General features: G+C 62.0%; 21 protein-coding genes and 3 tRNA genes. 15 read left to right on the top strand and 9 right to left on the bottom strand.

Translation table 11 applies throughout. The features are described from left to right. Positions 1-45 precede the first annotated feature (45 nt). From ACIP1G_RS17425 to ACIP1G_RS17405, 5 genes are all read right to left on the bottom strand, one after another. Positions 46-1,338 (bottom strand): virulence factor family protein, encoded by a 1,293-nt coding sequence (locus ACIP1G_RS17425; protein WP_400739151.1) that lies wholly within the window; start codon positions 1,336-1,338, stop codon positions 46-48. Next, the gene (mprF, locus tag ACIP1G_RS17420; RefSeq protein WP_400739148.1) at positions 1,338-3,980 is read right to left on the bottom strand and encodes a bifunctional lysylphosphatidylglycerol flippase/synthetase MprF; all 2,643 of its coding nucleotides are present in this window, start codon (positions 3,978-3,980) and stop codon (positions 1,338-1,340) included. Before mprF ends, ACIP1G_RS17425 begins: the two co-directional genes overlap by 1 nt. 260 nt (positions 3,981-4,240) lie before the next feature. After that, a tRNA-Met gene (locus tag ACIP1G_RS17415) sits at positions 4,241-4,317 on the bottom strand. A 452-nt stretch (positions 4,318-4,769) separates the two neighbouring features. Next, positions 4,770-4,846 (bottom strand) — tRNA-Met (locus ACIP1G_RS17410). 135 nt (positions 4,847-4,981) lie between these two features. Further along, positions 4,982-5,058 (bottom strand) — tRNA-Met (locus ACIP1G_RS17405). Positions 5,059-5,279: 221 nt separating this feature from the next. Between ACIP1G_RS17405 and dinB the strand changes: the two genes are divergently transcribed. After that, a complete protein-coding gene (gene dinB / locus ACIP1G_RS17400; RefSeq protein WP_400739261.1) occupies positions 5,280-6,338 on the top strand; it encodes a DNA polymerase IV in 1,059 nt (352 codons plus the stop codon). A 173-nt stretch (positions 6,339-6,511) separates the two neighbouring features. On the opposite strand, the gene ACIP1G_RS17395 is transcribed toward dinB, so the two are convergent. From ACIP1G_RS17395 to ACIP1G_RS17385, 3 genes are all read right to left on the bottom strand, one after another. Further along, positions 6,512-7,465 carry a hypothetical protein gene (locus tag ACIP1G_RS17395; RefSeq protein ID WP_400739146.1) on the bottom strand — a complete coding sequence of 318 codons (954 nt, stop codon included), beginning with the start codon at positions 7,463-7,465 and terminating at the stop codon, positions 6,512-6,514. Positions 7,466-7,485: 20 nt separating this feature from the next. Further along, the gene (locus ACIP1G_RS17390; protein WP_400739143.1) at positions 7,486-9,201 is read right to left on the bottom strand and encodes a proline--tRNA ligase; all 1,716 of its coding nucleotides are present in this window, start codon (positions 9,199-9,201) and stop codon (positions 7,486-7,488) included. 159 nt (positions 9,202-9,360) lie between these two features. Further along, positions 9,361-10,644 (bottom strand): OprD family porin, encoded by a 1,284-nt coding sequence (locus ACIP1G_RS17385; protein WP_400739139.1) that lies wholly within the window; start codon positions 10,642-10,644, stop codon positions 9,361-9,363. A gap of 692 nt (positions 10,645-11,336) precedes the next feature. On the opposite strand from ACIP1G_RS17385, the gene ACIP1G_RS17380 reads away from it, so the two are divergent. Further along, a complete protein-coding gene (locus ACIP1G_RS17380; protein WP_400739136.1) occupies positions 11,337-11,756 on the top strand; it encodes an HIT family protein in 420 nt (139 codons plus the stop codon). Between the two features lies 1 nt (position 11,757). Beyond that, positions 11,758-11,964: a SlyX family protein gene (locus ACIP1G_RS17375; protein WP_400739133.1), complete on the top strand. Its 207-nt coding sequence runs from the start codon at positions 11,758-11,760 to the stop codon at positions 11,962-11,964. A 177-nt stretch (positions 11,965-12,141) separates the two neighbouring features. Here ACIP1G_RS17375 and ACIP1G_RS17370 read toward each other — a convergent pair whose 3' ends face one another. Further along, the gene (locus ACIP1G_RS17370) at positions 12,142-12,735 is read right to left on the bottom strand and encodes a cold shock domain-containing protein membrane protein (RefSeq protein ID WP_400739130.1); all 594 of its coding nucleotides are present in this window, start codon (positions 12,733-12,735) and stop codon (positions 12,142-12,144) included. A gap of 774 nt (positions 12,736-13,509) precedes the next feature. Here ACIP1G_RS17370 and ACIP1G_RS17365 point away from each other — a divergent pair. The 12 genes from ACIP1G_RS17365 (at position 13,510) to tolB (ending at position 23,527) form a co-directional block, all read left to right on the top strand. After that, a complete protein-coding gene (locus ACIP1G_RS17365; protein WP_400739127.1) occupies positions 13,510-13,839 on the top strand; it encodes a ribbon-helix-helix domain-containing protein in 330 nt (109 codons plus the stop codon). A gap of 92 nt (positions 13,840-13,931) precedes the next feature. After that, positions 13,932-14,153: a zinc ribbon domain-containing protein gene (locus tag ACIP1G_RS17360; protein WP_253094911.1), complete on the top strand. Its 222-nt coding sequence runs from the start codon at positions 13,932-13,934 to the stop codon at positions 14,151-14,153. Between the two features lie 93 nt (positions 14,154-14,246). Next, on the top strand, positions 14,247-16,022 hold the full coding sequence (gene aspS, locus ACIP1G_RS17355; protein WP_400739124.1) for an aspartate--tRNA ligase: 1,776 nt from the start codon (positions 14,247-14,249) through the stop codon (positions 16,020-16,022). A 114-nt stretch (positions 16,023-16,136) separates the two neighbouring features. Then, entirely contained in the window at positions 16,137-16,883 is a 747-nt protein-coding gene (locus ACIP1G_RS17350; RefSeq protein WP_003254770.1) for a YebC/PmpR family DNA-binding transcriptional regulator, read from the top strand. A 199-nt stretch (positions 16,884-17,082) separates the two neighbouring features. Beyond that, complete coding sequence (gene ruvC / locus ACIP1G_RS17345) at positions 17,083-17,607, top strand: crossover junction endodeoxyribonuclease RuvC (RefSeq protein ID WP_012273769.1); 525 nt, start codon at positions 17,083-17,085, stop codon at positions 17,605-17,607. A gap of 109 nt (positions 17,608-17,716) precedes the next feature. Beyond that, positions 17,717-18,334: a Holliday junction branch migration protein RuvA gene (gene ruvA, locus ACIP1G_RS17340; RefSeq protein WP_110743812.1), complete on the top strand. Its 618-nt coding sequence runs from the start codon at positions 17,717-17,719 to the stop codon at positions 18,332-18,334. Then, positions 18,331-19,377 (top strand): Holliday junction branch migration DNA helicase RuvB, encoded by a 1,047-nt coding sequence (gene ruvB / locus ACIP1G_RS17335; protein ID WP_400739121.1) that lies wholly within the window; start codon positions 18,331-18,333, stop codon positions 19,375-19,377. Before ruvA ends, ruvB begins: the two co-directional genes overlap by 4 nt. Before the next feature lie 125 nt (positions 19,378-19,502). Continuing rightward, complete coding sequence (ybgC, locus tag ACIP1G_RS17330; RefSeq protein ID WP_400739119.1) at positions 19,503-19,955, top strand: tol-pal system-associated acyl-CoA thioesterase; 453 nt, start codon at positions 19,503-19,505, stop codon at positions 19,953-19,955. A gap of 2 nt (positions 19,956-19,957) precedes the next feature. After that, positions 19,958-20,653 (top strand): protein TolQ, encoded by a 696-nt coding sequence (gene tolQ / locus ACIP1G_RS17325; RefSeq protein WP_010952367.1) that lies wholly within the window; start codon positions 19,958-19,960, stop codon positions 20,651-20,653. Positions 20,654-20,667: 14 nt separating this feature from the next. Further along, positions 20,668-21,120, top strand: coding sequence for a protein TolR (tolR, locus tag ACIP1G_RS17320; protein ID WP_008090221.1), 453 nt, complete (start codon positions 20,668-20,670; stop codon positions 21,118-21,120). Beyond that, positions 21,120-22,229, top strand: a complete 1,110-nt coding sequence (gene tolA, locus ACIP1G_RS17315) for a cell envelope integrity protein TolA (protein WP_400739116.1) — start codon at positions 21,120-21,122, stop codon at positions 22,227-22,229. The genes tolR and tolA overlap by 1 nt, the downstream gene beginning before the upstream one ends. A 26-nt stretch (positions 22,230-22,255) precedes the next feature. Further along, positions 22,256-23,527, top strand: a complete 1,272-nt coding sequence (gene tolB, locus ACIP1G_RS17310; RefSeq protein ID WP_400739258.1) for a Tol-Pal system beta propeller repeat protein TolB — start codon at positions 22,256-22,258, stop codon at positions 23,525-23,527. Positions 23,528-23,570: the final 43 nt, after the last annotated feature.

Below are 23,570 nucleotides of genomic sequence, written 5' to 3'. Positions count from 1 at the left end.
CTACATCGACCGCGTCGCCTGTAGGAGCGGGTTAACCAACGGCTATCAGTTCTGCGCCGCCACGCTCGACTTGCCCTGGCGCGTTTCGATCTCGCCAATCAAGCGTTTGGCCAGCGCCGGGTAGTTCTCATCGAAGTGGTGCCCGCCGGGCAGCTTCAGGCGTTCACCCACAGCGGTCTTTTCGGTGCAACCGCTCTCGTCGGTCTCCTCCACGCCATACACGCACACCACCTTGGACGCTGGCAGTCTGGCCATTTCCGGCCCGGTTGGCGCCTCTTGGCCTTCCTTGCCCAGCCAACCCTCAACCTCGATCTCGAAGCTGCCACTGCGGGCAAAGGCCAGCAACATCACCGCGTCGATACGCTGCTGGTCCTCCACCGGCAGGCGGTTGTAGATGGCCGGCAGCACGTCGGCACCGAACGAATAACCGGTCAGCACAAAGCGTTTGGTGCCCCACTTCTGCCGGTAATGCTGCATCAGCTCGGACAAGTCGGCGGCGCTTTGTTCCGGGGTCTTGTGCTGCCAGTAGTAGCGCAGCGTGTCGATGCCCACCACCGGGTAGCCCAGCTTGGCCATTTCCCCGGCCACGTCGCGGTCCAGGTCGCGCCAGCCGCCATCACCGGAGAGGAACAGGGTGACCGTGTCGGTGGTCTGCCCGGCCGGCACTTCGACCACGGGGATGGCCAGGGCATTGCCGTCATGGCCGACCAAGGCCTGGGTCAGCTGGGCCTTGAGCACTTGTGGCAGGTGGATGTCGTAGTCGCTGATGCTGGTTTCGGCATTGGCCTGGTCGCGCACGAAGGCGGCGCTGGCGTCATCGGGGTTGTCGTTCCAGGCGACGTTCCAGTGACCGTGGGCGGCAGACTTGGGCAGCGCAGCCGCGCAGCCGGGTTGCTCGACGGTGAAGTCCACGGAAATCGCCCGGGCCTTGTCATCGGTCTGGCTGGCCAGCCAGCGCCAGGCCTGCGCGGCACCAGGGCCGATACCGGCGACCAGGGTCGGCTTCTCTGGCAATTGCGTCAGGGCCTGGTCCATGGCCTGTTGCTGCTTGCCGCAGTCGTTCGGCGGCAGGATCACCTGCACCAACTGGGCTTCGCCGGCCTGGGCCAGGTCCAGCAGCTGCTTGTCGGTCAGCGCCTGGTCCTGGGGCACACCGATGGCCACCCGGACCTTGGGGTGTACGCCAGGGGTAACGCGAGTGATGCTGGTGTCATTGATACTCAGTTGCTCAAGACGCGCCTCGGGGGCCGGACGCGTCCACAACCAGAACGCCGCAGCACCGCCCAAGGCAGCCAGCAGCAGGGGAACCAGCAGGTACAACCAATAGCGACGGGTCATCAACGTTTCACCAATCCAGTCAGGCCACCAGCGATCAGGGCGGCGGTGTCGGCCAGCGCCACCAGCGGGTCAAGCCCGGCTGGCACGGCCATGTAACGGGGTTCCCAGTCCGGCTGGAACTTGTCCTTGAAGCGCCGCAGGCCCTGGAAGTTGTAAAGCTGTTCGCCCCGGCGGAACACCATCGAGCCCAGGCGCTGGGTCAAAGGTGCACCACGGCGTGGCTGCAGGCCGGAAAGCGGGACCATGCCCAGGCTGAAGCGCGCATATTCATGGCTTTTGTAGTGCAGGATCAGGCCGATCATCATGAATTCCATGGTCAGCTTGGGTGCCTCGGGGTGCGCACGCATCAGGTCGAGGCTGGCCAGTTCGTTGCCATGGGTCTCCAGCAGGTTGGCAAAGGCCACCGGCCGGCCTTGGAAACGAATCAGGGCAATGCGGAAGTGCTGCAGGTATTCCGGGCTGAAGCGCCCCAGCGAGAAGCCTTTCTCGCGCACGTTCTTGCTGCCGAGCCAGGCGTCGGAAATGTCCTTCAGCTCTGCCAGCGGGGCGTGGCCAGGTTCGTGGATTTCCAGGCTCAGGCCATCACGCCCGCCACGGTTCCAGGTGTAGCGCAGGTCCTTCATTTCCTTGCCCTTGGCTTCCAGGTCGAAGCGGCGCAAATCGACCCGGGCTTCCTCGCCCAGCTTCAATGCGGTCAGGCCGATGTCCATGTAGAACGGCAGGTTTTCCGCGCGCACCTGGTAGAACACCGGCCGCGCGTGGTGCAGGTCGCACAGGTCACGGAACTGCCAGATCATCTCGGCACGTTCCTGGGCGGGGCCGATCGGGTCGTACAGGGCCACCAGGCTGCGGCCGCGCCGGGCGTACATGAGGAAGGCATTGTCACGGGGGTGGAACAGCAACGCCTTGTCGCCGGTCAGGGCCAGGCCGCCATCGGGCTGGTCAGAGGCCAGCAGGATACGGTTGGCCCGCTGCAGCTCCTGTTCATCGGGCAGGTGGATTACCGGTGGTGCGGTGCGCAGCAGCCAGGTCAAGGCCAGGGCGGCCAGCAGCAAGGCGCTGCCCATGGCGGCGCGCAGGCCACGCGGGGCGTCTGCATCAAGGGTGAACTGCCACCACAGCTGATGGCTGTAGGGCACATCCTGGTAGGCGAACAGCAACAGCCATACCGATGCACCCACCGCGCAGGCGCTGGCCACCAGGAACACTGGCGAGAACGGCAGCTCCAGCAGGCGGCTGGGGCGGTAGAAGGAGCGGCGGAACAGGGCGAGCAGGGCGGCGGTGAAGGTCAGCAGGCAGGCCTCCTCCCAGTCAAAGCCCTTGAGCAGCGACAGCAGGGCGCCGACCAGCAACAGCACGGTGGTCAGCAGCCAGGCGGCGGACAGGCGCCGGCGCAGGCCCTGGGCCAGCAGCAGGCATAGCACGCCGATCAGGCTGGCGCCGAAGTGCGAAGCATCAATCAGGCGGTGCGGCACCAGGAAGCCCATGTGCTCCAGGCGTGTGTCGATTTCGGGCGTGGCACCGGAGAACAGCAGTACCACACCGGACAGGAACACCAGGATCGACAGGATGGGGGCGGCCAGCCCGGAGGCTGCCTTGATGGCCTGTTGCGCGAACAGCAAGCGCCGGGCCTCATTGGCCAGCAGCAACACACAGGCCAGCAGCAGTGGCAGCACTACATAGATCAGCCGATAGAGCAGCAGGGCGGCGGCCAGTGGGGCGGCACCGAGCTGGTCGGCAAAGGCCGCCAGCAGGATCGCTTCGAACACCCCGACGCCGCCCGGTACGTGGCTGAGCACGCCAGCAGCCAGGGCCAGCAGGTACACCAGCACAAACGCACCGAAAGGCGGTGCTTCAGGCAGCAGCAGATACAGCACGGTGGCGGCAGCGGCGACATCCAGCGCGGTAATCAGCAATTGCAGGCCTGCCAGGCGCGCACCCGGCAGGCGCAGTGTACGGCGGCCCACTTGCACCAGCAGGTTATTGGTCAGCGGTTGCTCGGCCAGGCGCCTGCGGTACAAGCCAAACACCAGCAGGGCGCATGCCACCAGCACGGCGGTGGCAATACTTGCCAGCAGGCCAGGCGCCAACCCCAGTGCGGTAGAGGCCGCATGCAGGTCACTCAGGGTTGCCAAGGCGGCAAGGGGCGGCAACGCGCAGCCCAGCGACAGGCTGGCGAAAACGGTCATTCGTGCGACTTCGCCAGCGCCTAGCCCTTGGCGTGCGTACAGCCGGTAGCGCACGGAGCCGCCCGAGAGCATCGACAAGCCAATGGCGTTGCCGATGGCAAAGGCGCTGAAGCCACCCAGCACCATGCTGCGGGCCGGCAGTTTCACACCGGCGTAGCGGCTGGCCGACCACTCGTAGCCTAGCAAGATCGCGAAGCCGATCACGGTCACCAGCAAGGCACCCAGCAACGCCTGGGTCGGCACGCTGAGCATGGCGTCGTGCAAGGCATAGATGTCCAGCTCGCTCAGCAGGTGGCGGCAGGCAATCAAGGCCATGGTGAACAGCACCAGGGTCACTACCAGGCTGATTGGCTGACGGTAGCGGCTCAAGCGTTCGAGCAGGGGCAGCCGTTGCACAGCACCGGGCAGCGCCGAGGCGAGCGGCACCGGAGGTTCGGGGTTGTGCGTAGTCATGGGGTGCCCCGGGCATGCAGCGCGAGGTGGGGGGAAGGTGCGGCCAATTGAAAGTCCTTTAGGAAAACGTATCCAATGGTACTCCGGCCTCAGGCGCTTTCAGCGGCTTGGCAGGGTTAAAGATAGTTCATCCAAGGGGCGACACCTCAAGCCTGCGGTTTGGCTGGAGGGAGGGGAAGTTCCAGGCGACGAAAAGCAGGGAGGGTAAAGCAACAAACCCCGCGCTGCTGTTAAACAGGCGGGGTTTGTTCTGACGAATATGGTTGCGGGAGCCGGATTTGAACCGACGACCTTCGGGTTATGAGCCCGACGAGCTACCAGGCTGCTCCATCCCGCGTCAGTGGGGCGCATTCTACAGTTTGGTGATTAGGTGTCAAGAATTTTTTGATGTGAGGGCTACCAGGCGTATGTCTTGGGTCGTGAGGTGGTGCGCAAATCGAGCGCCGCCCGCGCGGCGCTTCGCGGCACAAGGCCGCTTCCACATCTGTTTCGGGCCAGTTATGCCTGTGCCAGAGGCGCGCGCGCCTGGGTACATGGCTGGAGAACGATGAAGAGCAACGGCATCCCCTTCAATATTGAATGGAGCGCACAAGGCGGACAGCGGTGACCTCACAGGCGTGACTGGCCCGAAACAGACAGTGGGAGCGGGCTTGCCCCGCGAAGCGCCGCGCGGGCGGCGCTCGATCTCATAGGCGCCACAACTACATCGACGAACACCTACCAGCCCAGACGCCTTTTTCAAGCACAAACAAAAAGGCCACTGCGTTAACAGTGGCCTTTTCTTGAATCTGGTTGCGGGAGCCGGATTTGAACCGACGACCTTCGGGTTATGAGCCCGACGAGCTACCAGGCTGCTCCATCCCGCGCCTGTGGAATCGAATTCTACAGTTCGTAGCGCACGTGTCAAGCGTTACCATTTGATTTATCGACACTTTTTCAAATCGTCTTTTTCGCGCGCAAAGAAAAAGGCCACTGCGTTAACAGTGGCCTTTTCTCGAATCTGGTTGCGGGAGCCGGATTTGAACCGACGACCTTCGGGTTATGAGCCCGACGAGCTACCAGGCTGCTCCATCCCGCGCCTGTGAGATCGAATTCTACGGATTTACCCACTGATGTCAAGCAATTGTTTTGGAAAAACCTTTTTTGTTCAAACCCTTAGCGTTTGATAACAGGAGGCAGTGCAGGCGCGGCGGGGCTTTCAGGCCGATTATCGTGTGGCAATGCGGGTGAGGTGTTTCAGAGCAGGGCGCATGCGATACTATCTGTATGAATCTACAGTACTGACGGTCATCCATGTCCTTGCGCAAGATCATCCACGTCGACTGCGATTGTTTCTATGCCGCGATCGAGATGCGTGACGACCCGCGCCTGGCCGGGCGGCCAATGGCGGTGGGGGGCTCGCCCGACCACCGTGGGGTGATCGCCACGTGCAACTATGAAGCGCGTGCCTATGGTGTGCGTTCGGCCATGTCGTCGCGGCATGCGTTGAAGCTGTGCCCCGACCTGTTGATCGTCAAGCCGCGTTTCGAGGCCTACCGTGAGGCCTCGCGGGAAATCCACACGATCTTCCGTGACTACACCGAGCTGATCGAGCCGCTGTCGCTGGACGAGGCCTACCTGGATGTGAGCGACAGCCAGTGGTACGCGGGCAGCGCCACGCGCATTGCCGAGGATATCCGCCGGCGCGTCGCCCGCACCTTGCATATCACCGTGTCTGCGGGCGTGGCGCCGAACAAGTTCCTGGCCAAGATTGCCAGCGACTGGCGCAAGCCCAATGGCTTGTTCGTGATTACCCCTGGCGAGGTCGAAGCATTCGTGGCCGTCTTGCCGGTGGCCAGGTTGCACGGGGTGGGCAAGGTGACGGCAGACAAGCTGGCGCGGCTGGGTATCGAAACCTGCCTTGAGCTGCGCGAATGGTCACGGCTGGCGCTGGTGCGCGAATTCGGCAGTTTTGGTGAGCGTTTGTGGGGGCTGGCGCGGGGTATGGATGAGCGGGCGGTGCACACTGACAGCCGCCGGCAGTCGGTCAGCGTGGAAAACACCTACGACACCGACCTGCCGGACCTGGCCAGTTGCCTGGCGCGGTTGCCCGAACTGCTGGAAAGCCTGAACGAACGCATCGCCCGCATGGACAGCAGTTACCGGCCCGACAAACCCTTCGTCAAGGTCAAGTTCCATGATTTCAGCCAGACCACCCTGGAGCAGGCGGGGGCGGGCAGGGACCTGGAAAGCTATCGGCAGTTGCTGGGGCAGGCGTTCGCCCGCGGTGGCAAGCCAGTGCGCCTGCTGGGGGTAGGGGTGAGGTTGCGCGATTTGCGCGGGGCGCATGAACAGCTGGAGTTGTTCCCGCCTAAATAAAGAAAGCAGCCTGCGCGGTCGATGTAGGAGCGGCCTTGCGTCGCGATGGGCTGCGAAGCAGCCCCAGGATTTCAGCTTTGATGCATGAATTGCTGGGGCTGCTTCGCAGCCCATCGCGACGCAAGGCCGCTCCTACAAGGGTATCGCGTCAGTCAGCGAGGGTAGGTGCCGGGTTACTGCACGCCCGGGTCAGCCACCAACCGCCCAGTGGCCTTGGTCAGCGTCTGCAGAAACTCCTGCTGCAACTCCGGATCGTTGCGGGTCAGCTCGATCAGGCTTTGTTCCATTTCACTGGCTTCTTCTTCAAGGCCCAGCTCGGACAAGCGCTTGACCCGATGTACCCACTGGCCGACATCGTCATCTTCGAGGTCATCGAAGATCAGCTCATGGGCTTCGAGCAGCTTGTTGCGCAGGGTGGCGCTGACCAGCAGGCTGGCATCGCCACGTACCGCGTTTTCCTCGTCGAGCACTTGCAGGTGCAAGGTGCCGACGTGGTTGAGGTTCTGCTCCGAAAACGGGCTGTCCAGCAGGTTCAGGCGCAGTACGCCGTTCCTGTCGGTGGTCAGCTCGTGGGTCATCTTGCCAGCCTTGACCTCGACCAGGCGTTCGCTCCAGGGCAGGCTGGTGGATTCCTCGCGCTTGCCCTTCTGCACTTCGCTGATGCCGGCCAGGTTCTGCTGGGCGCGGCCATGGGACGGCACGTTCATGAACGGGTTGAGCCCGTCCACGCCGTAGCTGAGCCAGTCGTGGGTGATGCTTTCTGGCAGGTTGCCCAGGGCAAAGACATTGACCACGTTGGCGCCGACGCCTGCCACTATGGCCACCGCACCCAGCGGGATCTCGTAGATCTCCCGCCAGGGTTGGTAAGGCGTGTAGCGGTCGTAACGACGGGTCACTTCGAACTCGGTGATTTCAAAGCGCTTCTGCTCATGCACGCGCACACGTCGCTGCGGAAGCTCCATCACCTTCGGCTCGCCGACATCGATCTGCAGGGTGTGCTCGAGCAATTTGCGCTCGACGCGCTCCTCATGGTCGCTGCGCTGGGACATCTGGTTGGCGCAGCCGCTGACGAGCAGGGCGCCGCAAAGAGCGGTGCCCCCCAGGGTAAAGGTACTTCGCTTGAACATGATCACTCGTGCATTGGTTATCAGCGGCGAACGCGGGCCTGCAGGAAGGTCAGCACTTCATTGAGCGGCAATGCCTGGGCGTCCTGCTCGGTGCGGTGCTTGTACTCCAGGTTGCCATCGGCCAGGCCGCGATCGCTGACGACGATGCGGTGCGGGATGCCGATCAGCTCCATGTCGGCAAACTTGATGCCTGGGCTGGTCTTCTTGTCGCGGTCGTCCAGCAGCACCTCGAAGCCGGCAGCAGTCAGTTCGGCGTACAGCTTGTCGGTTGCCTCGCGAACCACTTCAGTTTCGTAGCGCAGCGGTACCAGGGCGATCTGGAATGGGGCCAGAGCGTCGTTCCAGATGATGCCCTTGTCGTCGTAGCTCTGCTCGATGGCAGCCGCGACCACGCGGGAAACGCCGATGCCATAGCAGCCCATCGACAGCACGACTGGCTTGCCGTTTTCGCCCAGTACCTGGCACTTCAGCGCCTCGCTGTACTTGGTGCCCAGCTGGAAGATGTGGCCCACTTCGATGCCGCGCTTGATCACCAGGGTGCCCTGGCCATCCGGGCTTGGGTCGCCTTCGACCACGTTACGCAGGTCGGCAACCTGTGGCACTGGCAGGTCACGCTCCCAGTTCACGCCAAAGTAATGCTTGTCGTCGATGTTGGCGCCGATGCCGAAGTCGCTCATCAGGGCGACCGAACGGTCGATGATGCATTCCAGCGGCAGGTTCAGCGGGCCGAGCGAGCCGGCACCGGCGCCAATGGCGTCGCGCAGTTCGGCTTCGGTGGCCATGACCAGCGGGTCGGCTACCTGTTCCAGCTTGGTGGCCTTGATTTCGTTCAGTTCGTGGTCGCCGCGAACGATCAGGGCAATCAGCTTGCCTTCTTCGGCGCCGCGCACGATTAGGGTCTTGACGGTCTTTTCGATCGCCAGGCCGTGGTTTTCCACCAGCTGGGCGATGGTCTTGGCCTCTGGGGTATCGACCAGGCGCAGCTCCTCGGTTGGGGCAGGGCGCACGGTTTCACGCGGGATGGCCTCGGCCTTCTCGATGTTGGCAGCGTAGTCGGAGCTGTCGCTGAAGATCACATCGTCTTCGCCGGACTCGGCCAGTACGTGGAATTCGTGCGAGTAGCTGCCACCGATCGAGCCGGTGTCGGCTTGCACAGGGCGGAAGTCCAGGCCCAGGCGGGTGAACACGTTGCTGTACGCCTGGTGCATGCGGTCGTAGGTTTCCTGCAGGGAAGCCTGGTCGGCATGGAACGAGTAGGCGTCCTTCATGATGAACTCGCGGCCGCGCATCAGGCCGAAGCGTGGGCGGATCTCATCACGGAATTTGGTCTGGATCTGGTACATGTTGAGCGGCAGCTGTTTATAGCTGGACAGCTCGTTACGGGCCAGGTCGGTGATCACTTCTTCGTGGGTCGGGCCAACGCAGAAGTCGCGCTGGTGGCGGTCTTTCAGGCGCAGCAGCTCAGGGCCGTACTGCTCCCAGCGGCCGGATTCCTGCCACAGTTCGGCGGGCTGGATGCTGGGCATCAGCACTTCCAGGGCGCCGGCGGCGTTCATTTCCTCACGCACCACGGCCTCGACCTTGCGCATTACCCGCAGGCCCATCGGCAGCCAGGTGTACAGGCCGGAGGCCAGTTTGCGGATCATGCCGGCACGCAGCATGAGCTGATGGCTGATGACCACTGCGTCGGCAGGGGTTTCTTTCTGGGTGGCGAGCAAATATTGACTGGTGCGCATGGTTAGCCGTGTCGATTGCCTAAGACGTTGAAATAGCCCCGCATTGTACGGGGGTGGAACGAAGGCGTACAGGATGCCCCAGGGCGTGACGCTTGTCAGCCAAGAAAAAGCCCGGCGTGATCGCCGGGCTTTTCAGGTGCGGGGCACTGCAAGCCAGGCTTACAGGATGCTCAGCGGGTACTCGACGATCAGGCGCAGTTCGTCGATCGACGGGGAGCCGTAGTAGACGCCGTCGCCCGAACGGTAGGTGGCCTGGCGTACGCGGAAGCTCAGGTCTTTGGCCGGGCCTTGCTGCAGCACGTACTTGACGTCGATGTCGCGTTCCCATTCCTTGCCGTCGTCGGTAGTACGGGTAGAAGCGCCCGAGCCGCGAACATAACGGGTCATGAAGGTCAGGCCTGGTACGCCGTATTCGGCGAAGTTCAGGTCGTAGCGAGCTTGCCAGGACTTCTCGTCTTCGGCGTTGAAGTCGGAACGGGCAACCGAGTTGGCCAGGAATACCGTGCCACCACCGTCGACGCCATAGGCGTAGTCGCCGTCGCCGCTGACCTGCTGGTAGGCCAGGGTGAAGGTGTGCGCGCCGATGTTGTAGGCGCCCGACAGGCTGGCTGCGATGTTGTCCAGCTCGTTGCTGCCGTCGGACTTGCTGACGAATGCGCCGGTCAGGTTGTCGCCGATGGACTTGGTGTCATAGATGTTGAAGTCGAACACCAGGCCTTGCTTGTCGCTGATCGGCAGCGCCCAGTTGATGTTGCCGTACCACTTGCGGAAGTGGTCTTCAACGTGCGAGTAGTAAACGCTGGTGCTAAGGTTATCGGTGAAGGCGTAGGTGCCACCGAAGACGTCAGCTTGGGTCAGGTTCAGGCTGTCGTGGTAAGTCTGAGCCTGCGCGTTCAGCGCGGTGAAGTGACCGGCATGCAGGGTCAGGCCATCGATTTCGTTGCTGGTGATCAGGCCACCTTCGGCAACTTCCGGCAGCAGTCGGCTGTCGTCGGTAGCCAGTACTGGCAGTGCGGTGAACTGGTCGCCCCACTTCAGTACGGTGTTGGAGACGCGCATTTTCACCGCGCCGCCAGCTTCGGAGTAGTCATCTTGCGAGCGACCGTCGGAGCCTTCCGGGAACAGGCCGGTGCCGGCACGGCCGCGGCCGCTGTCCAGCTTGATGCCGAGCATGCCGATGGCGTCGACGCCGAAGCCTACGGTGCCCTGGGTGAAGCCCGACTCGAAGGTGCCGAGGAAGCCAAGGCCGGTTTCTTCAACGCGGCTCTGGGTGCCTGGCTCGTTGTTGCGGAAGTCACGGCTGAAGTACAGCATGCGGGTCTTGACGTTCAGCTTGCTGTCTTCAACGAAACCTTTGGACTCGTCTTGTGCCGAGGCCATTGCCAATTGCGAGGTCCCTGCCGCAACGGCCAGGGCGATCATGCTCCACTTCATCACGCGCATCGTGATTTGCTCCTTTGGTTTTTAGGAAGAGTACCGCTGCGTCCAAGTCTTTTAGTTATAGGGTGCAGCTCTTTCTTGTTATGTCGGCGAAAAGGTATAGCACGCTGACTGTTGTTGGCGATATGGCAATAAGCACTCTTTTCGGAACTTTTTCACCATGTCGCTTTTAGGTATTTCCATGTCGCAAATCACGCCCCGGTTCAAGGGCCGCTTCAACCCCAGCGCTGTTCCCGTCGTCGTAACGAATCAGTAACTGCTGATTCCGACTGGGGAAACTCCCTGGTAACCAATATCGCTGTTGTTATTTGTCGCGTGCACCTGCCAATGCAGATGTCGTGCCGACTTGGCGTGAAGGGAATGCAACAAGCGTGCTCAAAATTCGCAACACTTGATGAAATTTTCACAAAACCTGCTACCGGGGGTCGGAAAGTGCCGTAAACACGGGGGTAATGCTGCCTGAGGGCAAGTTGGAGTCGAGAATCATTAAAATTTAAAAAGCTGTCATGAAAGTCAATGTGTTACCGCAACTTGTTCATTTAGTGTCAATTGTGGGTGACAAGTGTGGCGAGGGGTGTAAAGCCAGCCTCATTTTGGTGCGAAAAGTAGCGCTGTGTTACCGGGAACGTGCAAGGTATCCTTGCAGGCCTGATTTCCGCTTGAAGCGGGTTGGTTCTGCCTTAAGGAGATATGCCGTGTTCGTCCTCGATTCGCGTTTGCAGCAGGATTCCCTGGTGCTGGGGGAGTTTGCGCTGTGCCAGTTGCTGCTGAGCAAGGATGCCAACTACCCATGGTTCATTCTGGTGCCCAAGCGCGCCGACATCAGCGAATTGTTCGAGCTGGGTGCGGCAGAGCAGCAGCAGTTGTGGCAGGAAACCACCCTGCTGGCCGAAGCACTGAAGGCCAGCTACAGCGCCGACAAGATGAACGTTGCCACCCTGGGCAATGTGGTCAGCCAAATGCACATGCACGTGATCGTGCGCCAGCGTGACGACGCCGCGTGGCCGGCCCCGGTGTGGGGCAAGTGCCCTGCGGTGGCCTACACCGACGATCAGGTGCAAGCCATTCGCCAGCGCCTGCGCGGGCTGCAACTTGCTGGCTATCAGGAGGCCTGAGATGTCGCTGGAAATGCGTATGGTCGAACTGGAAACCCGTCAGGCGTTCCAGGATGACACCATCCAGGCGCTGAATGACGTGGTGGTCGAGCAGGGGCGGGTGATCGAGCGGCTGCAATTGCAGGTGGCCGAGCTGATCAAGCGTCATGCAGAGATGGTCGGCCAGTACGGCAGCGAAGGGGATGAGGCGCCGCCGCCGCATTATTGATCCTTGAAGCTACCGCGCGCCCCTGTAGGAGCGGCCTTGTGTCGCGAAAGGGCCGCAGAGCGGCCCCAGGGTTTCAGCGGTGTTGCAAAAAATGCCGGGGCTGCTTTGCAGCCCATCGCGACGCAAGGCCGCTCCTACAGGGATCGCGCATTCGCCCAGTGATGGCGCATGCGCTGATCAGCGGCGGGTTACCGCAACCACATCCTCGGCCTGCAGGCCCTTGTCGCGGTGCATCACCGAAAACTCCACGCGCTGGCCTTCGACCAGAATGCGGTGGCCTTCGCCGCGAATGGCGCGAAAGTGCACGAAGATATCGTCGCCCGAATCGCGGGAAATGAAACCAAAGCCTTTGGACGTGTTGAACCACTTGACGGTACCGGTATCACGGTTGCCGACATCTTGCGCCGTGTGCTGGCTGGTACGGACCTTGCGCGGGCTGCGGGCAAAGCCCACGACCAGGTGCACGGCCACGGCCAGCGCCGCGCAGACCAGTGCGGCGAGGTTGCCCATTTCCGGGCGTGCCAGCAGCGTCAGGGTCTGCAGCACCACGGCCACCACCAGCAGGGCGCAGGCCAGGTGCTGCAACTGCTGGCGCGCGCCGCGGTAATACAATGGCACTACCGGGGCCAGGACCAGATTGAGCAGGCCGAGCAGGGCCAGGTAGACCGCGTCGGGTTGTTGCAGGAAGGGTGTCGCATCGGTTTTCAGGCTGGGTATGAGCGATAGCAGCAAGGCTGCCACGCCCGTCACCAGATGGACGATCTTGAACATGGGGTTGGCTCACAGTTGATAAGGCCGATCACAGGAAGAGCTGGCAGCACGGTGCGCATGAGGTGTAGAGCGCGAACACGTGGCAGGCCAGCCTATGCACCCGGCAATGACAGTCCGCACGGGTGGCACCGTGCCTATTTAACAGTAAAGCCGCAGGCTACTCAAACCGCAGGCTGCCTGGCGGGTGATGTGTTGCGTCATGTCACATGCGGCAATCAGGTTCTTCGCGCAAAATTGAGGAGAGTGGCTGAGATTTGCCCCTCGGGGAGGTGGGGTGGGGGCTTGCAGGTGCATGTCTTGGGATTTGGGTTGATGCACAAATCGAGCGCCGCCCGCGCGGCGCTTCGCAGCACAAGGCTGCTCCTACATCTGTTTCGGGCCAGTTATTCCTGTGCCAGAGGCGCCCGCCCCCCTGGGTGCATGGCTGGAGAACGATGAAGAGCAACGGCGCCCCCTTCATTATTGAATGGTACACACAAGGCGGACAGCGGTGACCTCACAGGCGTGACTGGCCCGAAACAGATGTAGGAGCAGCCTTGTGCTGCGAAGCGCCGCGCGGGCGGCGCTCGATCTCAAAGGCGATAAAAATGTCGTGCCAAGCACCTCGCAGCCAAAATGCTTTATCAGCGCGGCCAATAATCACCCAAAGCTCCCACAGAATCCGCGTCGCCCGTGCCAATCGAGTATTTGTGCAGGAACATTTTGCCGCTGCTTTATGCCCGCTTGTCAGCGCTTCATAGGCCGCCTGGTACCTGTGACGAGGAAGTGTGGCGCATGATGCAAGCGAGCAAAGGTGTTATTGGCCAGGGGCGTTGGCCGGGAAAGCAGTGCATTGATCCGTTCAAGGCGGATTTCGACATGTTGCAGACCCAGCCTGTTTCACGTTCGGTGCGGCTTAACGGGTTTTCCACCTGCCTGCGGCTGGAGGCCGTCTACTGGGGCATCCTGGAGCGCATCGCCGCCGCCAATCGCTGTTCGGTCAGCGCGGTGTTGTCCTACGTGGACCGCGAAGTGCACCTGCGCCAGGGCGGGGTGCGCAACTTCAGTGGGCTGATCCGGGTAATCTGCGTCGCCTGGTTGCAGGACCCGCCAAGTGTGCGCTGATTGCCAGGCGGGCTGCGCAGTGCTTGCTAACCATATATAATCCCGCTTTTTGCTGCCCCGGCAGCCAGCGTTGTGGTTGACGAGAGACACCCATGCCCCTTTATGACTATCAATGTGCAGCCTGCGAGCACCGCATGGAAGTACTGCAGAAGATCAGCGCCGCGCCGCTGACCGATTGCCCGGCCTGCCAGGCGCCGGCGCTGAAGAAGCTGCTGTCGGTGCCAGGCTTCCGCCTGAGCGGTAACGGTTGGTATGAAACCGACTTCAAGACCGGGGCGAAAAAGAATCTGGCAGGCGGCGACAAGGCCGACTGAGTTGAATGCTGTGACCGGGTCTTGCAGTATTAGCCCTCCGGGCGGCCAAGGCCTCCACCGAATACACGAATCACGAGAAGCGAAACCACCATCATGATGCGCAGCCATTATTGCGGCCAACTGAACGAGAGCCTGGACGGCCAGGAAGTCACCCTTTGCGGCTGGGTCCATCGTCGCCGCGACCACGGCGGGGTGATCTTCCTCGACATCCGTGACCGCGAAGGCATGGCCCAGGTCGTGTTCGACCCGGATCGTGCCGAAACCTTCGCCGCTGCCGACCGCGTGCGCAGCGAATACGTCGTGCAGATCACCGGCAAGGTGCGCAAGCGCCCTGAAGGTGCGGTGAACGCCAACATGGCCTCCGGTGCCATCGAGATCCTCGGCTACCAGCTGACCGTACTCAACGAAGCAGAAACCCCGCCGTTCCCGCTGAACGAGTACTCCGACGTCGGCGAGGAAACCCGCCTGCGTTACCGCTTCATCGACCTGCGTCGCCCAGAGATGGCCGAAAAGCTGCGCCTGCGTTCGCGCATCACCAGCAGCATTCGTCGCTTCATGGACGACAACGGCTTCCTCGACGTCGAAACGCCGATCCTGACCCGTGCCACCCCGGAAGGCGCGCGTGACTACCTGGTGCCAAGCCGTACCCACGCCGGTAGCTTCTTCGCCCTGCCGCAGTCTCCACAGCTGTTCAAGCAGCTGCTGATGGTCGCCGGCTTCGACCGCTACTACCAGATCGCCAAGTGCTTCCGTGACGAAGACCTGCGTGCCGACCGCCAGCCGGAATTCACCCAGATCGACATCGAGACCAGCTTCCTCGATGAAAGCGAGATCATGGGCCTGACCGAAAGCATGATCCGCAAGCTGTTCAAGGAAGTGCTGGACCTGGAATTCGGCGAATTCCCGCACATGACCTTCGAAGAGGCCATGCGCCGCTACGGTTCCGACAAGCCAGACCTGCGTAACCCGCTGGAACTGGTCGACGTTGCCGACCAGCTGAAAGATGTCGACTTCAAGGTGTTCGCCGGCCCGGCCAACGATCCCAAGTGCCGCGTTACCGCCTTGCGCCTGCCAGGCGGTGCCAGCATGCCGCGCAGCAAGATCGACGAGTACACCAAGTTTGTCGGCATCTACGGTGCCAAGGGCCTGGCCTACATCAAGGTCAACGAGCGCGCCAAGGGCGTCGAAGGCCTGCAGTCGCCGATCGTCAAGAACATCCCTGAGGCCAACCTCAACAACATCCTCGACCGCGTTGGCGCGGTAGACGGCGACATCGTGTTCTTCGGTGCCGACAAGTTCAAGGTGGTCAGCGAAGCCCTGGGCGCGCTGCGTATCCGCCTGGGCCACGACTTCGAGCTGCTGACCTGCGAGTGGGCACCGATGTGGGTCGTCGACTTCCCGATGTTCGAAGAGAACGAAGACGGCAGCTTCACCGCACTGCACCACCCGTTCACCGCGCCGAAGTGCAGCCCGGAAGAGCTCGAGGCCAACCCGGCCACCGCCCTGTCCCGTGCCTACGACATGGTCCTGAACGGTACCGAACTGGGTGGCGGTTCGATCCGTATCCACCGCAAAGAGATGCAGCAGGCTGTATTCCGCCTGCTGGGTATCGAGGCAGAAGAACAGGAAGAGAAATTCGGCTTCCTGCTCGACGCCCTGAAGTTCGGTGCACCGCCCCACGGTGGCCTGGCCTTCGGCCTGGACCGCCTGGTCATGCTGATGACCGGCGCCCAGTCGATCCGTGAAGTGATTGCCTTCCCGAAAACCCAGAGCGCCGCGTGCGTCATGACCCAGGCCCCTGGCCTGGTCGATGCCAAGGCCCTGCGCGAGCTGCACATCCGACTGCGCGAACAGACCAAGGTCGAGTAAGCGGTCCCCGGGCGCATCCACATGGATGCGCCTTTGCGTTTCGGCGCAGGTATTTTCCCGTCCCGCCCCGTCATGGGGCGGGGCTGTTTGTGATTCAAAGAATTCGGAGTCGTTATGGCTGGTCATTCCAAGTGGGCGAACATCAAGCACCGCAAAGAGCGCCAGGATGCCAAGAGAGGCAAGGTCTTCACCAAGTGGATCCGCGAACTGACGGTCGCTGCCAAGCAGGGCGGCCCTGACCCGGCATCCAACCCGCGCCTGCGCCTGGCGCTGGACAAGGCCCTGGGCGCCAACATGAGCCGCGACATCATTGATCGCGCCGTGGCCCGTGGTGCTGGCACCAACGAAAGCGACAACGTCGAAGAGCTCAGCTACGAAGGTTACGGCCCGGGTGGCGTGGCGATCATGGTCGAAGCCATGACCGACAACCGTAACCGTACCGCAGCCGCCGTGCGTCATGCCTTCACCAAGTGTGGCGGCAACCTCGGTACCGATGGTTCGGTGGCCTACCTGTTCGAGCGCAAGGGGCAGATCAGCTTTGCCCCGGGCGTGGAAGAAGACGCGTTGATGGAAGCGGCGATGGAAGCCGATGCCGACGACGTGGTGGCCAACGACGACGGCTCGTTCGACGTGTTTACCTCGTTCAACAGCTTCTATGCCGTGCGTAACGCCCTGGAAGAGGCTGGCTTCAAGGCCGCTGACGCGGAAATCGTCATGCAGCCGACCACCAGCGCCGAACTCGACCAGGACGGCGCCGAAAAGGTGCTCAAGCTGATCGACATGCTCGAAGACCTGGATGACGTGCAGAACGTCTACTCCAATGCCCAGATTTCCGATGAGATCATGGAAAACCTCGGCTAAGGTGTTTTGGCAGTTCTTATCAGGCATTCAAGCTTTTGGTTGCCTGCACCGGCCCTTTCGCGGGTAAACCCGCTCCTACAGGTATTGCGCCAATTTTGAATGTGGTGCAGTACCTGTGGGAGCGGGTTTATCGGGGCGCCGAACCGCCGCGAAAGGGCCGGCACAGTTTGCAAAGATGCATCATTTTACGACAGGCACTATGACTCTGATTCTTGGTATCGACCCCGGCTCGCGCATCACCGGCTATGGCGTGGTCCGCCAGACCGCTCGTGGTTGCGAGTACGTGGCGTCGGGCTGTATCCGCACCGGCAGCGGCGAGCTGCACGAGCGGCTGCAGATCGTTTTTCGTGGTGTCAGTGAAATCATCGCCCAGCACGGCCCGGTGACCATGGGCATCGAGCGGGTGTTCATGGCCCGCAACGCCGATTCGGCGCTCAAGCTCGGCCAGGCCCGTGGTGCGGCCATCGTCGCTGCTGCCGAAGCCGGCCTGGAAATTGCCGAATACAGCGCCACCCAGGTCAAGCAGGCCGTGGCTGGCACCGGTGGTGCCAACAAGGAGCAGGTGATGATGATGGTCATGCACCTGCTGAAACTGACGCAAAAGCCGCAGATCGATGCCTCCGACGCCCTGGCCATCGCCCTGTGCCACGCCCACACCCGTTCCAGCCTGGTGCCGCACGGCCTGGCCACGGCGCGGCGACGCGGCGGGCGCTTGCGTCTGTAGGCGCTTCATGCGCTGATACACATTTTGTTCGGGTGAAACGTTCACCCGCTGCATTTGCTGATAGGGTTGAGCGGTCTTTGATCGGCTCCCCGAGAGGAAGGATCGGAACGTGATTGGACGTTTGCGCGGCACCCTGGCGGAAAAACAGCCGCCACACCTGATTATCGACGTCAACGGCGTGGGTTACGAACTGGAAGTTCCCATGACCACGCTGTACCGTCTGCCCAAAGTGGGCGAAACCGTCACGGTGCATACCCACCTGGTAGTGCGCGAAGACGCCCACCTGCTCTACGGTTTTGCCGAAAAACGCGAGCGCGAGCTGTTCCGCGAGCTCATCCGCCTCAACGGCGTGGGCCCGAAGCTGGCGCTGGCGCTGATGTCCGGGCTGGAAGTGGACGAACTGGTGCGCTGCGTGCAGGCTCAGGACACGTCGGCCCTGGTGCGTGTGCCCGGTGTCGGCAAGAAAACCGCCGAACGCCTGCTGGTCGAGCTCAAGGACCGCTTCAAGGCCTGGGAAACCTCCCCGGCCATGTTCACCCTGGTGTCCGATGGGCCGTTGCCGGTCGCCAGCGAGTCCAGCGCCGAGGCCGATGCGGTCAGCGCCTTGGTTTCGCTGGGCTACAAGCCGCAGGAAGCCAGCAAGGCAATCGCCGCAATCAAGGACAAGGCCGGCCTGAGCAGTGAAGAGCTGATTCGCCGCAGCCTGAAAGGGATGATTACCAAGTGATCGAAGCCGACCGCCTGATTGCCGCCAATGGGCGTGACCGTGAAGAGGTCCAGGACCGCGCGATCCGCCCCCTGAGCCTTGATGAATACATCGGGCAGCCCGTAGTGCGCGAACAAATGTCGTTGTTCATCCAGGCGGCGCGCGGGCGTAGCGAGTCGCTCGATCACACCCTTATTTTCGGCCCGCCCGGCTTGGGCAAGACCACCCTCGCCAACATCATCGCCCATGAAATGGGGGTGTCGGTGAAGAGCACCTCGGGGCCGATCCTGGAGCGCCCGGGCGACCTGGCAGCCATGCTGACCAACCTCGAACCGCACGACGTGCTGTTCATCGACGAGATCCACCGGCTGTCACCGGTCGTCGAAGAGGTGCTGTACCCGGCCATGGAGGACTTCCAGCTCGACATCATGATCGGCGAAGGGCCAGCGGCCCGTTCGATCAAGCTCGACCTGCCACCGTTCACCCTGGTCGGCGCCACCACCCGCGCTGGCATGCTCACCAACCCGCTGCGCGACCGCTTCGGTATCGTCCAGCGCCTGGAGTTCTACAGCGACAAGGACCTGGCCACCATCGTCAGCCGTTCGGCAAATATCCTCGGTCTGCCCATCGAAGACCAGGGCGCCTACGAAATCGCCCGCCGTGCCCGTGGCACCCCGCGTATCGCCAACCGCCTGTTGCGCCGTGTGCGCGACTACGCCGAGGTGCGCGGCAAGGGCCAGATCACCAAGGCCGTGGCCGACATGGCGCTGAACCTGCTGGACGTCGACGAGCGCGGTTTCGACCATTCCGACCGCCGCCTGCTGCTGACCATGATCGAGAAGTTTGATGGCGGCCCGGTGGGCGTGGACAACCTGGCTGCGGCCATCAGCGAAGAACGCCACACCATCGAAGACGTGCTCGAACCGTACCTGATCCAGCAGGGCTACATCATGCGCACCCCACGCGGGCGCGTGGTCACCCGGCACGCTTACCTGCACTTTGGCCTGAATATTCCCGGGCGCCTAGGGGAGGGTGGTGATTTTTCCGAGCCAGGCGATGAATGACAGATCAAAAACGACTTTTCGTGGTCCTACCGCTGGCATGCCAAGGGTGCGCTGGCAATAAGACATTAATGAAGAAAAAACAGTTGCCACAGCGGATTGGCAAGCTGAGGAGTAAGCACTAGAGTATGCGCGCGCAAAATCAGCTCGAACCGTTCGCACACCGTTGTCGCGTCTATTACGAAGACACCGATGCGGGCGGCGTGGTGTATTACGTCAACTACCTGAAATTCATGGAGCGCGCGCGCACCGAACGCCTGCGGCACCTGGGCTTTTCCCAGTCGCTGCTGGCCGAAGACAACCTGCTGTTCGTGGTCCATTCCAGCGAAGCGCGCTACCACGCGCCGGCGCGGCTGGACGACGAGCTGCGGGTCACCGCGCAAGTACTTGAACTCAATCGCGCCAGCCTGCGTTTCGTACAGCAGGTCTGGCGAGAAAAGGATGAAACGCTGCTCTGCGAAGGGCAGTTCCTGGTGGCCGCCGTGCGCGCCGACACTTTCAAACCCCGAGCCATACCCCCCCAGCTGCGCGACGCCTTTGCGGCGGACGGCTCGGGTAATCAATCGAACGCAGGAGAATAAGCGTGGAAGCTAACGTCGTCGACCATACCTCCATGTGGAGTCTGGTCAGCAATGCCAGCGTGGTGGTACAGCTGGTAATGCTGACCCTGGTGGCCGCCTCGGTCACCTCATGGATCATGATCTTCCAGCGCAGCACCATGCTGCGCGCCGGTCGTCGTGCGCTGGATGCCTTCGAGGAGCGCTTCTGGTCGGGCATCGACCTGTCCAAGCTGTATCGCCAGGCAGGCAGCAACCCAGACCCGGATTCCGGTGTGGAGCAGGTGTTCCGTGCCGGCTTCAAGGAATTCTCGCGCCTGCGCCAGCAGCCGGGTGTTGACCCGGACGCGGTCATGGAAGGCGTTGGCCGTGCCATGCGCGTGGCCATTTCGCGCGAGGAAGAAAAACTCGAGCAGAGCCTGCCGTTCCTGGCTACCGTCGGTTCGACCAGCCCGTACATCGGCCTGTTCGGTACCGTATGGGGCATCATGAACTCCTTCCGCGGCCTGGCCAGTGCCCAACAGGCCACCCTGGCCACCGTCGCCCCAGGTATCGCCGAGGCGCTGATCGCCACTGCCATTGGCCTGTTCGCGGCAATTCCGGCCGTAATCGCCTACAACCGTTTCGCTGCGCGCAGTGAAGTGCTGATTGGCCGTTACTACACCTTCGCCGACGAGTTCCAGGCGATCCTGCACCGCAAAGTGCACACCAGCGAAGAGTAATCAGGTAGAAGCCCATGGCCCGAGTTCGCCACAAACGCAAGCCCGTCGCCGAGATGAACGTGGTGCCCTACATCGACGTGATGCTGGTGCTGCTGGTCATCTTCATGGTGACGGCGCCCATGCTCAACCAGGGCGTGAAGGTCGACCTGCCCAAGGTTTCCAGCGAAGCCTTGCCGCAGGACAACAACGTCCAGATCCTCACCATCTCCATCAAGGCCGACAAGACCTACTACTGGAACCTCGGCAGCGAAGTCGATACCGACAAGCAGATGGACAAGGCCATGACCTTGCCCGACATGACCAGCGCAGTGACCAAGATCATTGCCGCCGGGCGTGACCAGGGCAAGCAGACCCAGGTGTTCATTCGTGGCGACAAGGCTGTCGACTACGGTGCCGTCATGGGCGCCATGGGCGGGTTGCAGAAGGCCGGTGTCGGTAACGTTGGCCTGATTACCGAGGCGCCCTGATGCAACAGCGAGAGCCATCCGCCTCGGAAAGCTACTTCTGGCCCAGTGTCTGGGCCATCGGCCTGCATGTGCTGGTGTTCGCCCTGCTGTTCGTCAGTTTTGCCATGACGCCAGAGCTGCCGCCCTCCAAGCCGATCGTCCAGGCTACCCTGTACCAGCTCAAGTCCAAGAGCCAGGCGACCACCCAGACCAATCAGAAGATTGCCGGGGAAGCGAAGAAAACCGCTTCGCGCCAGACTGAGGTCGAGCAGCTGGAGCAAAAGAAGGTCGAGCAGGAGGCCGTGAAGGCTGCGGAACAAAAGAAGGCCGACGCTGCTCAAAAGGCCGAAGAGGCCCGCGAGGCCGCCGAAGCGAAAAAAGCCGAAGCCGCCGCCGAAGCCGCCAAGGCTACAGAGGCCAAGAAAGCCGCAGAAGCCAAGAAGGCCGAAGAGGCGAAGAAGGCCGCCGAGAAACAGCAGGCCGATATCGCCAAGAAGAAGGCCGAGGAAGAAGCCAAGAAAAAAGCCGAGGAAGAGGCCAAGAAAGAGGCCGCTGAAGAGGCGAAGAAACAAGCCGCCGAGGATGCCAAGAAAAAGGCAGCCGAAGAGGCCAAGCAGAAAGCTGCCGAGGACGCCAAGAAGAAAGCGGTGGCCGAGGAAGCGAAGAAGAAGGCAGCTGAAGAGGCCAAGAAAAAGGCCGCTGCAGATGCCCAGAAGAAGAAGGCACAGGAAGCGGCCCGCAAGGCGGCAGAAGACAAGAAAGCCCAGGCCCTGGCCGAGCTGTTGTCCGACACCACCGAGCGGCAGCAGGCGCTGGCCGACGAGCAGGGTGACCAGGTGGCCGGCGACTTCGACGACCTGATCCGCATGCGCGCGGCCGAGGGCTGGGCGCGTCCACCTTCCGCGCGCAAGGGCATGACGGTGACCCTGCAGGTCAATATGTTGCCTGACGGTACCATCACCAGTGTCAGCGTGGCCCGGTCCAGTGGTGACGGGCCGTATGACAGTTCGGCGGTGGCAGCGGTGAAGAACATTGGTCGTTTGACCGAGATGCAGGGTATGAAGCCGGGCGATTTCAATCGTTATCGTTCGTTCAAGATGACATTTACACCTGAGGATCTAGCGTTGTGATTAAACGTCTGAGAGGACTGCTGGTCATGCTGTGCTGCGTGGCAGGCATGGCCGTGGCAGAGGAAAAGAACATCCTGGTCACCAGCGGCAGCGACCGGGCAACGCCCATCGCGGTAGTGCCGTTCGGTCTGCAAGGTGGCAGCGTGCTGCCCGAAGACATTGCCGACATCATCGGCAACGACCTGCGCAACTCTGGCTACTATTCGCCGATTCCGCGGCAGAACATGATCAGCCAACCATCGCAGGGCAGCGAAGTGATCTTCCGTGACTGGAAGGCGCTGGGTGCCCAGTACGTGATGGTGGGTAGCATCGTGCCGTCGGGCGGTCGCCTGCAGGTGCAGTACGCACTGTTCAACGTCGCCACCGAGCAGCAAGTGCTGACCGGTAGCGTGGCTGGCAGCACTGACCAGCTGCGCGACATGGCGCACTACATTGCCGACCAGTCGTTCGAGAAGCTCACCGGCATCAAGGGTGCGTTCTCCACCCGCATGCTGTACGTGACGGCCGAGCGTTTCTCCACCAACAACACCCGCTACACCCTGCAGCGTTCGGACTACGACGGCGCGCGCGCGGTCACCCTGCTGCAATCGCGTGAGCCGATCCTGTCGCCGCGCTTTGCACCGGATGGCAAGCGTATCGCCTATGTTTCGTTCGAGCAGAAGCGCCCGCGCATCTTCGTGCAGAACATCGATACCGGCCGCCGCGAGCAGGTGACCAACTTTGAAGGCCTGAACGGCGCGCCAGCCTGGTCGCCGGACGGTTCGCGCCTGGCGTTCGTGCTGTCCAAGGATGGCAACCCGGACATCTACGTGATGAACGTGGCTTCGCGCCAGATCAGCCGTGTAACCGCAGGCCCGGGTATCAACACCGAGCCGTTCTGGGGCAAGGATGGCAATACCCTGTACTTCACCTCCGACCGTGGCGGCAAGCCGCAGATCTACAAGCAGTCGGTCAGTGGTGGTGGTGCTGAGCGTGTGACCTTTGTAGGTAACTACAACGCCAACCCAAAACTGTCGGCGGACGAAAAGACGCTGGTAATGATTCATCGCCAACAGGGCTTTACCAACTTCAAAGTTGCGGCCCAGGATTTGCAACGCGGAAGTGTAAAGATTCTGTCTGAAACAAGTCTTGATGAGTCTCCCACTGTCGCGCCTAACGGCACCATGCTAATCTACGCCACCCGCCAGCAGGGCCGGGGAGTCTTGATGCTCGTGTCGCTTAATGGCCGCGTGAGGCTCCCACTTCCTACCGCTCAAGGCGAAGTCAGAGAACCGTCCTGGTCCCCCTACCTGAACTGATTGCGGCGTAATACGTTTTGCTTAACACACTGGGGTTTCATTA

Source organism: Pseudomonas sp. NPDC089392, assembly GCF_044749595.1.
GTDB lineage: Bacteria > Pseudomonadota > Gammaproteobacteria > Pseudomonadales > Pseudomonadaceae > Aquipseudomonas.
The sequence above is the reverse complement of the archived record's forward strand: the minus strand, read 5'-3'. Positions and strand labels throughout refer to the sequence as shown.

Coding starts and splice junctions, on each gene's coding strand:
- ACIP1G_RS17390 (WP_400739143.1), bottom strand. CDS start 9,201: ATGCGCACCAGTCAATATTTGCTCGCCACCCAGAAAGAAACCCCTGCC.
- ACIP1G_RS17385 (WP_400739139.1), bottom strand. CDS start 10,644: ATGCGCGTGATGAAGTGGAGCATGATCGCCCTGGCCGTTGCGGCAGGG.
- ACIP1G_RS17365 (WP_400739127.1), top strand. CDS start 13,510: ATGATGCAAGCGAGCAAAGGTGTTATTGGCCAGGGGCGTTGGCCGGGA.
- tolB (WP_400739258.1), top strand. CDS start 22,256: ATGCTGTGCTGCGTGGCAGGCATGGCCGTGGCAGAGGAAAAGAACATC.
- ACIP1G_RS17375 (WP_400739133.1), top strand. CDS start 11,758: ATGTCGCTGGAAATGCGTATGGTCGAACTGGAAACCCGTCAGGCGTTC.
- ACIP1G_RS17395 (WP_400739146.1), bottom strand. CDS start 7,465: ATGTTCAAGCGAAGTACCTTTACCCTGGGGGGCACCGCTCTTTGCGGC.
- ACIP1G_RS17350 (WP_003254770.1), top strand. CDS start 16,137: ATGGCTGGTCATTCCAAGTGGGCGAACATCAAGCACCGCAAAGAGCGC.
- aspS (WP_400739124.1), top strand. CDS start 14,247: ATGATGCGCAGCCATTATTGCGGCCAACTGAACGAGAGCCTGGACGGC.
- ACIP1G_RS17370 (WP_400739130.1), bottom strand. CDS start 12,735: ATGTTCAAGATCGTCCATCTGGTGACGGGCGTGGCAGCCTTGCTGCTA.
- ACIP1G_RS17360 (WP_253094911.1), top strand. CDS start 13,932: ATGCCCCTTTATGACTATCAATGTGCAGCCTGCGAGCACCGCATGGAA.
- tolR (WP_008090221.1), top strand. CDS start 20,668: ATGGCCCGAGTTCGCCACAAACGCAAGCCCGTCGCCGAGATGAACGTG.
- mprF (WP_400739148.1), bottom strand. CDS start 3,980: ATGACTACGCACAACCCCGAACCTCCGGTGCCGCTCGCCTCGGCGCTG.
- ybgC (WP_400739119.1), top strand. CDS start 19,503: ATGCGCGCGCAAAATCAGCTCGAACCGTTCGCACACCGTTGTCGCGTC.
- ruvC (WP_012273769.1), top strand. CDS start 17,083: ATGACTCTGATTCTTGGTATCGACCCCGGCTCGCGCATCACCGGCTAT.
- tolA (WP_400739116.1), top strand. CDS start 21,120: ATGCAACAGCGAGAGCCATCCGCCTCGGAAAGCTACTTCTGGCCCAGT.
- ACIP1G_RS17425 (WP_400739151.1), bottom strand. CDS start 1,338: ATGACCCGTCGCTATTGGTTGTACCTGCTGGTTCCCCTGCTGCTGGCT.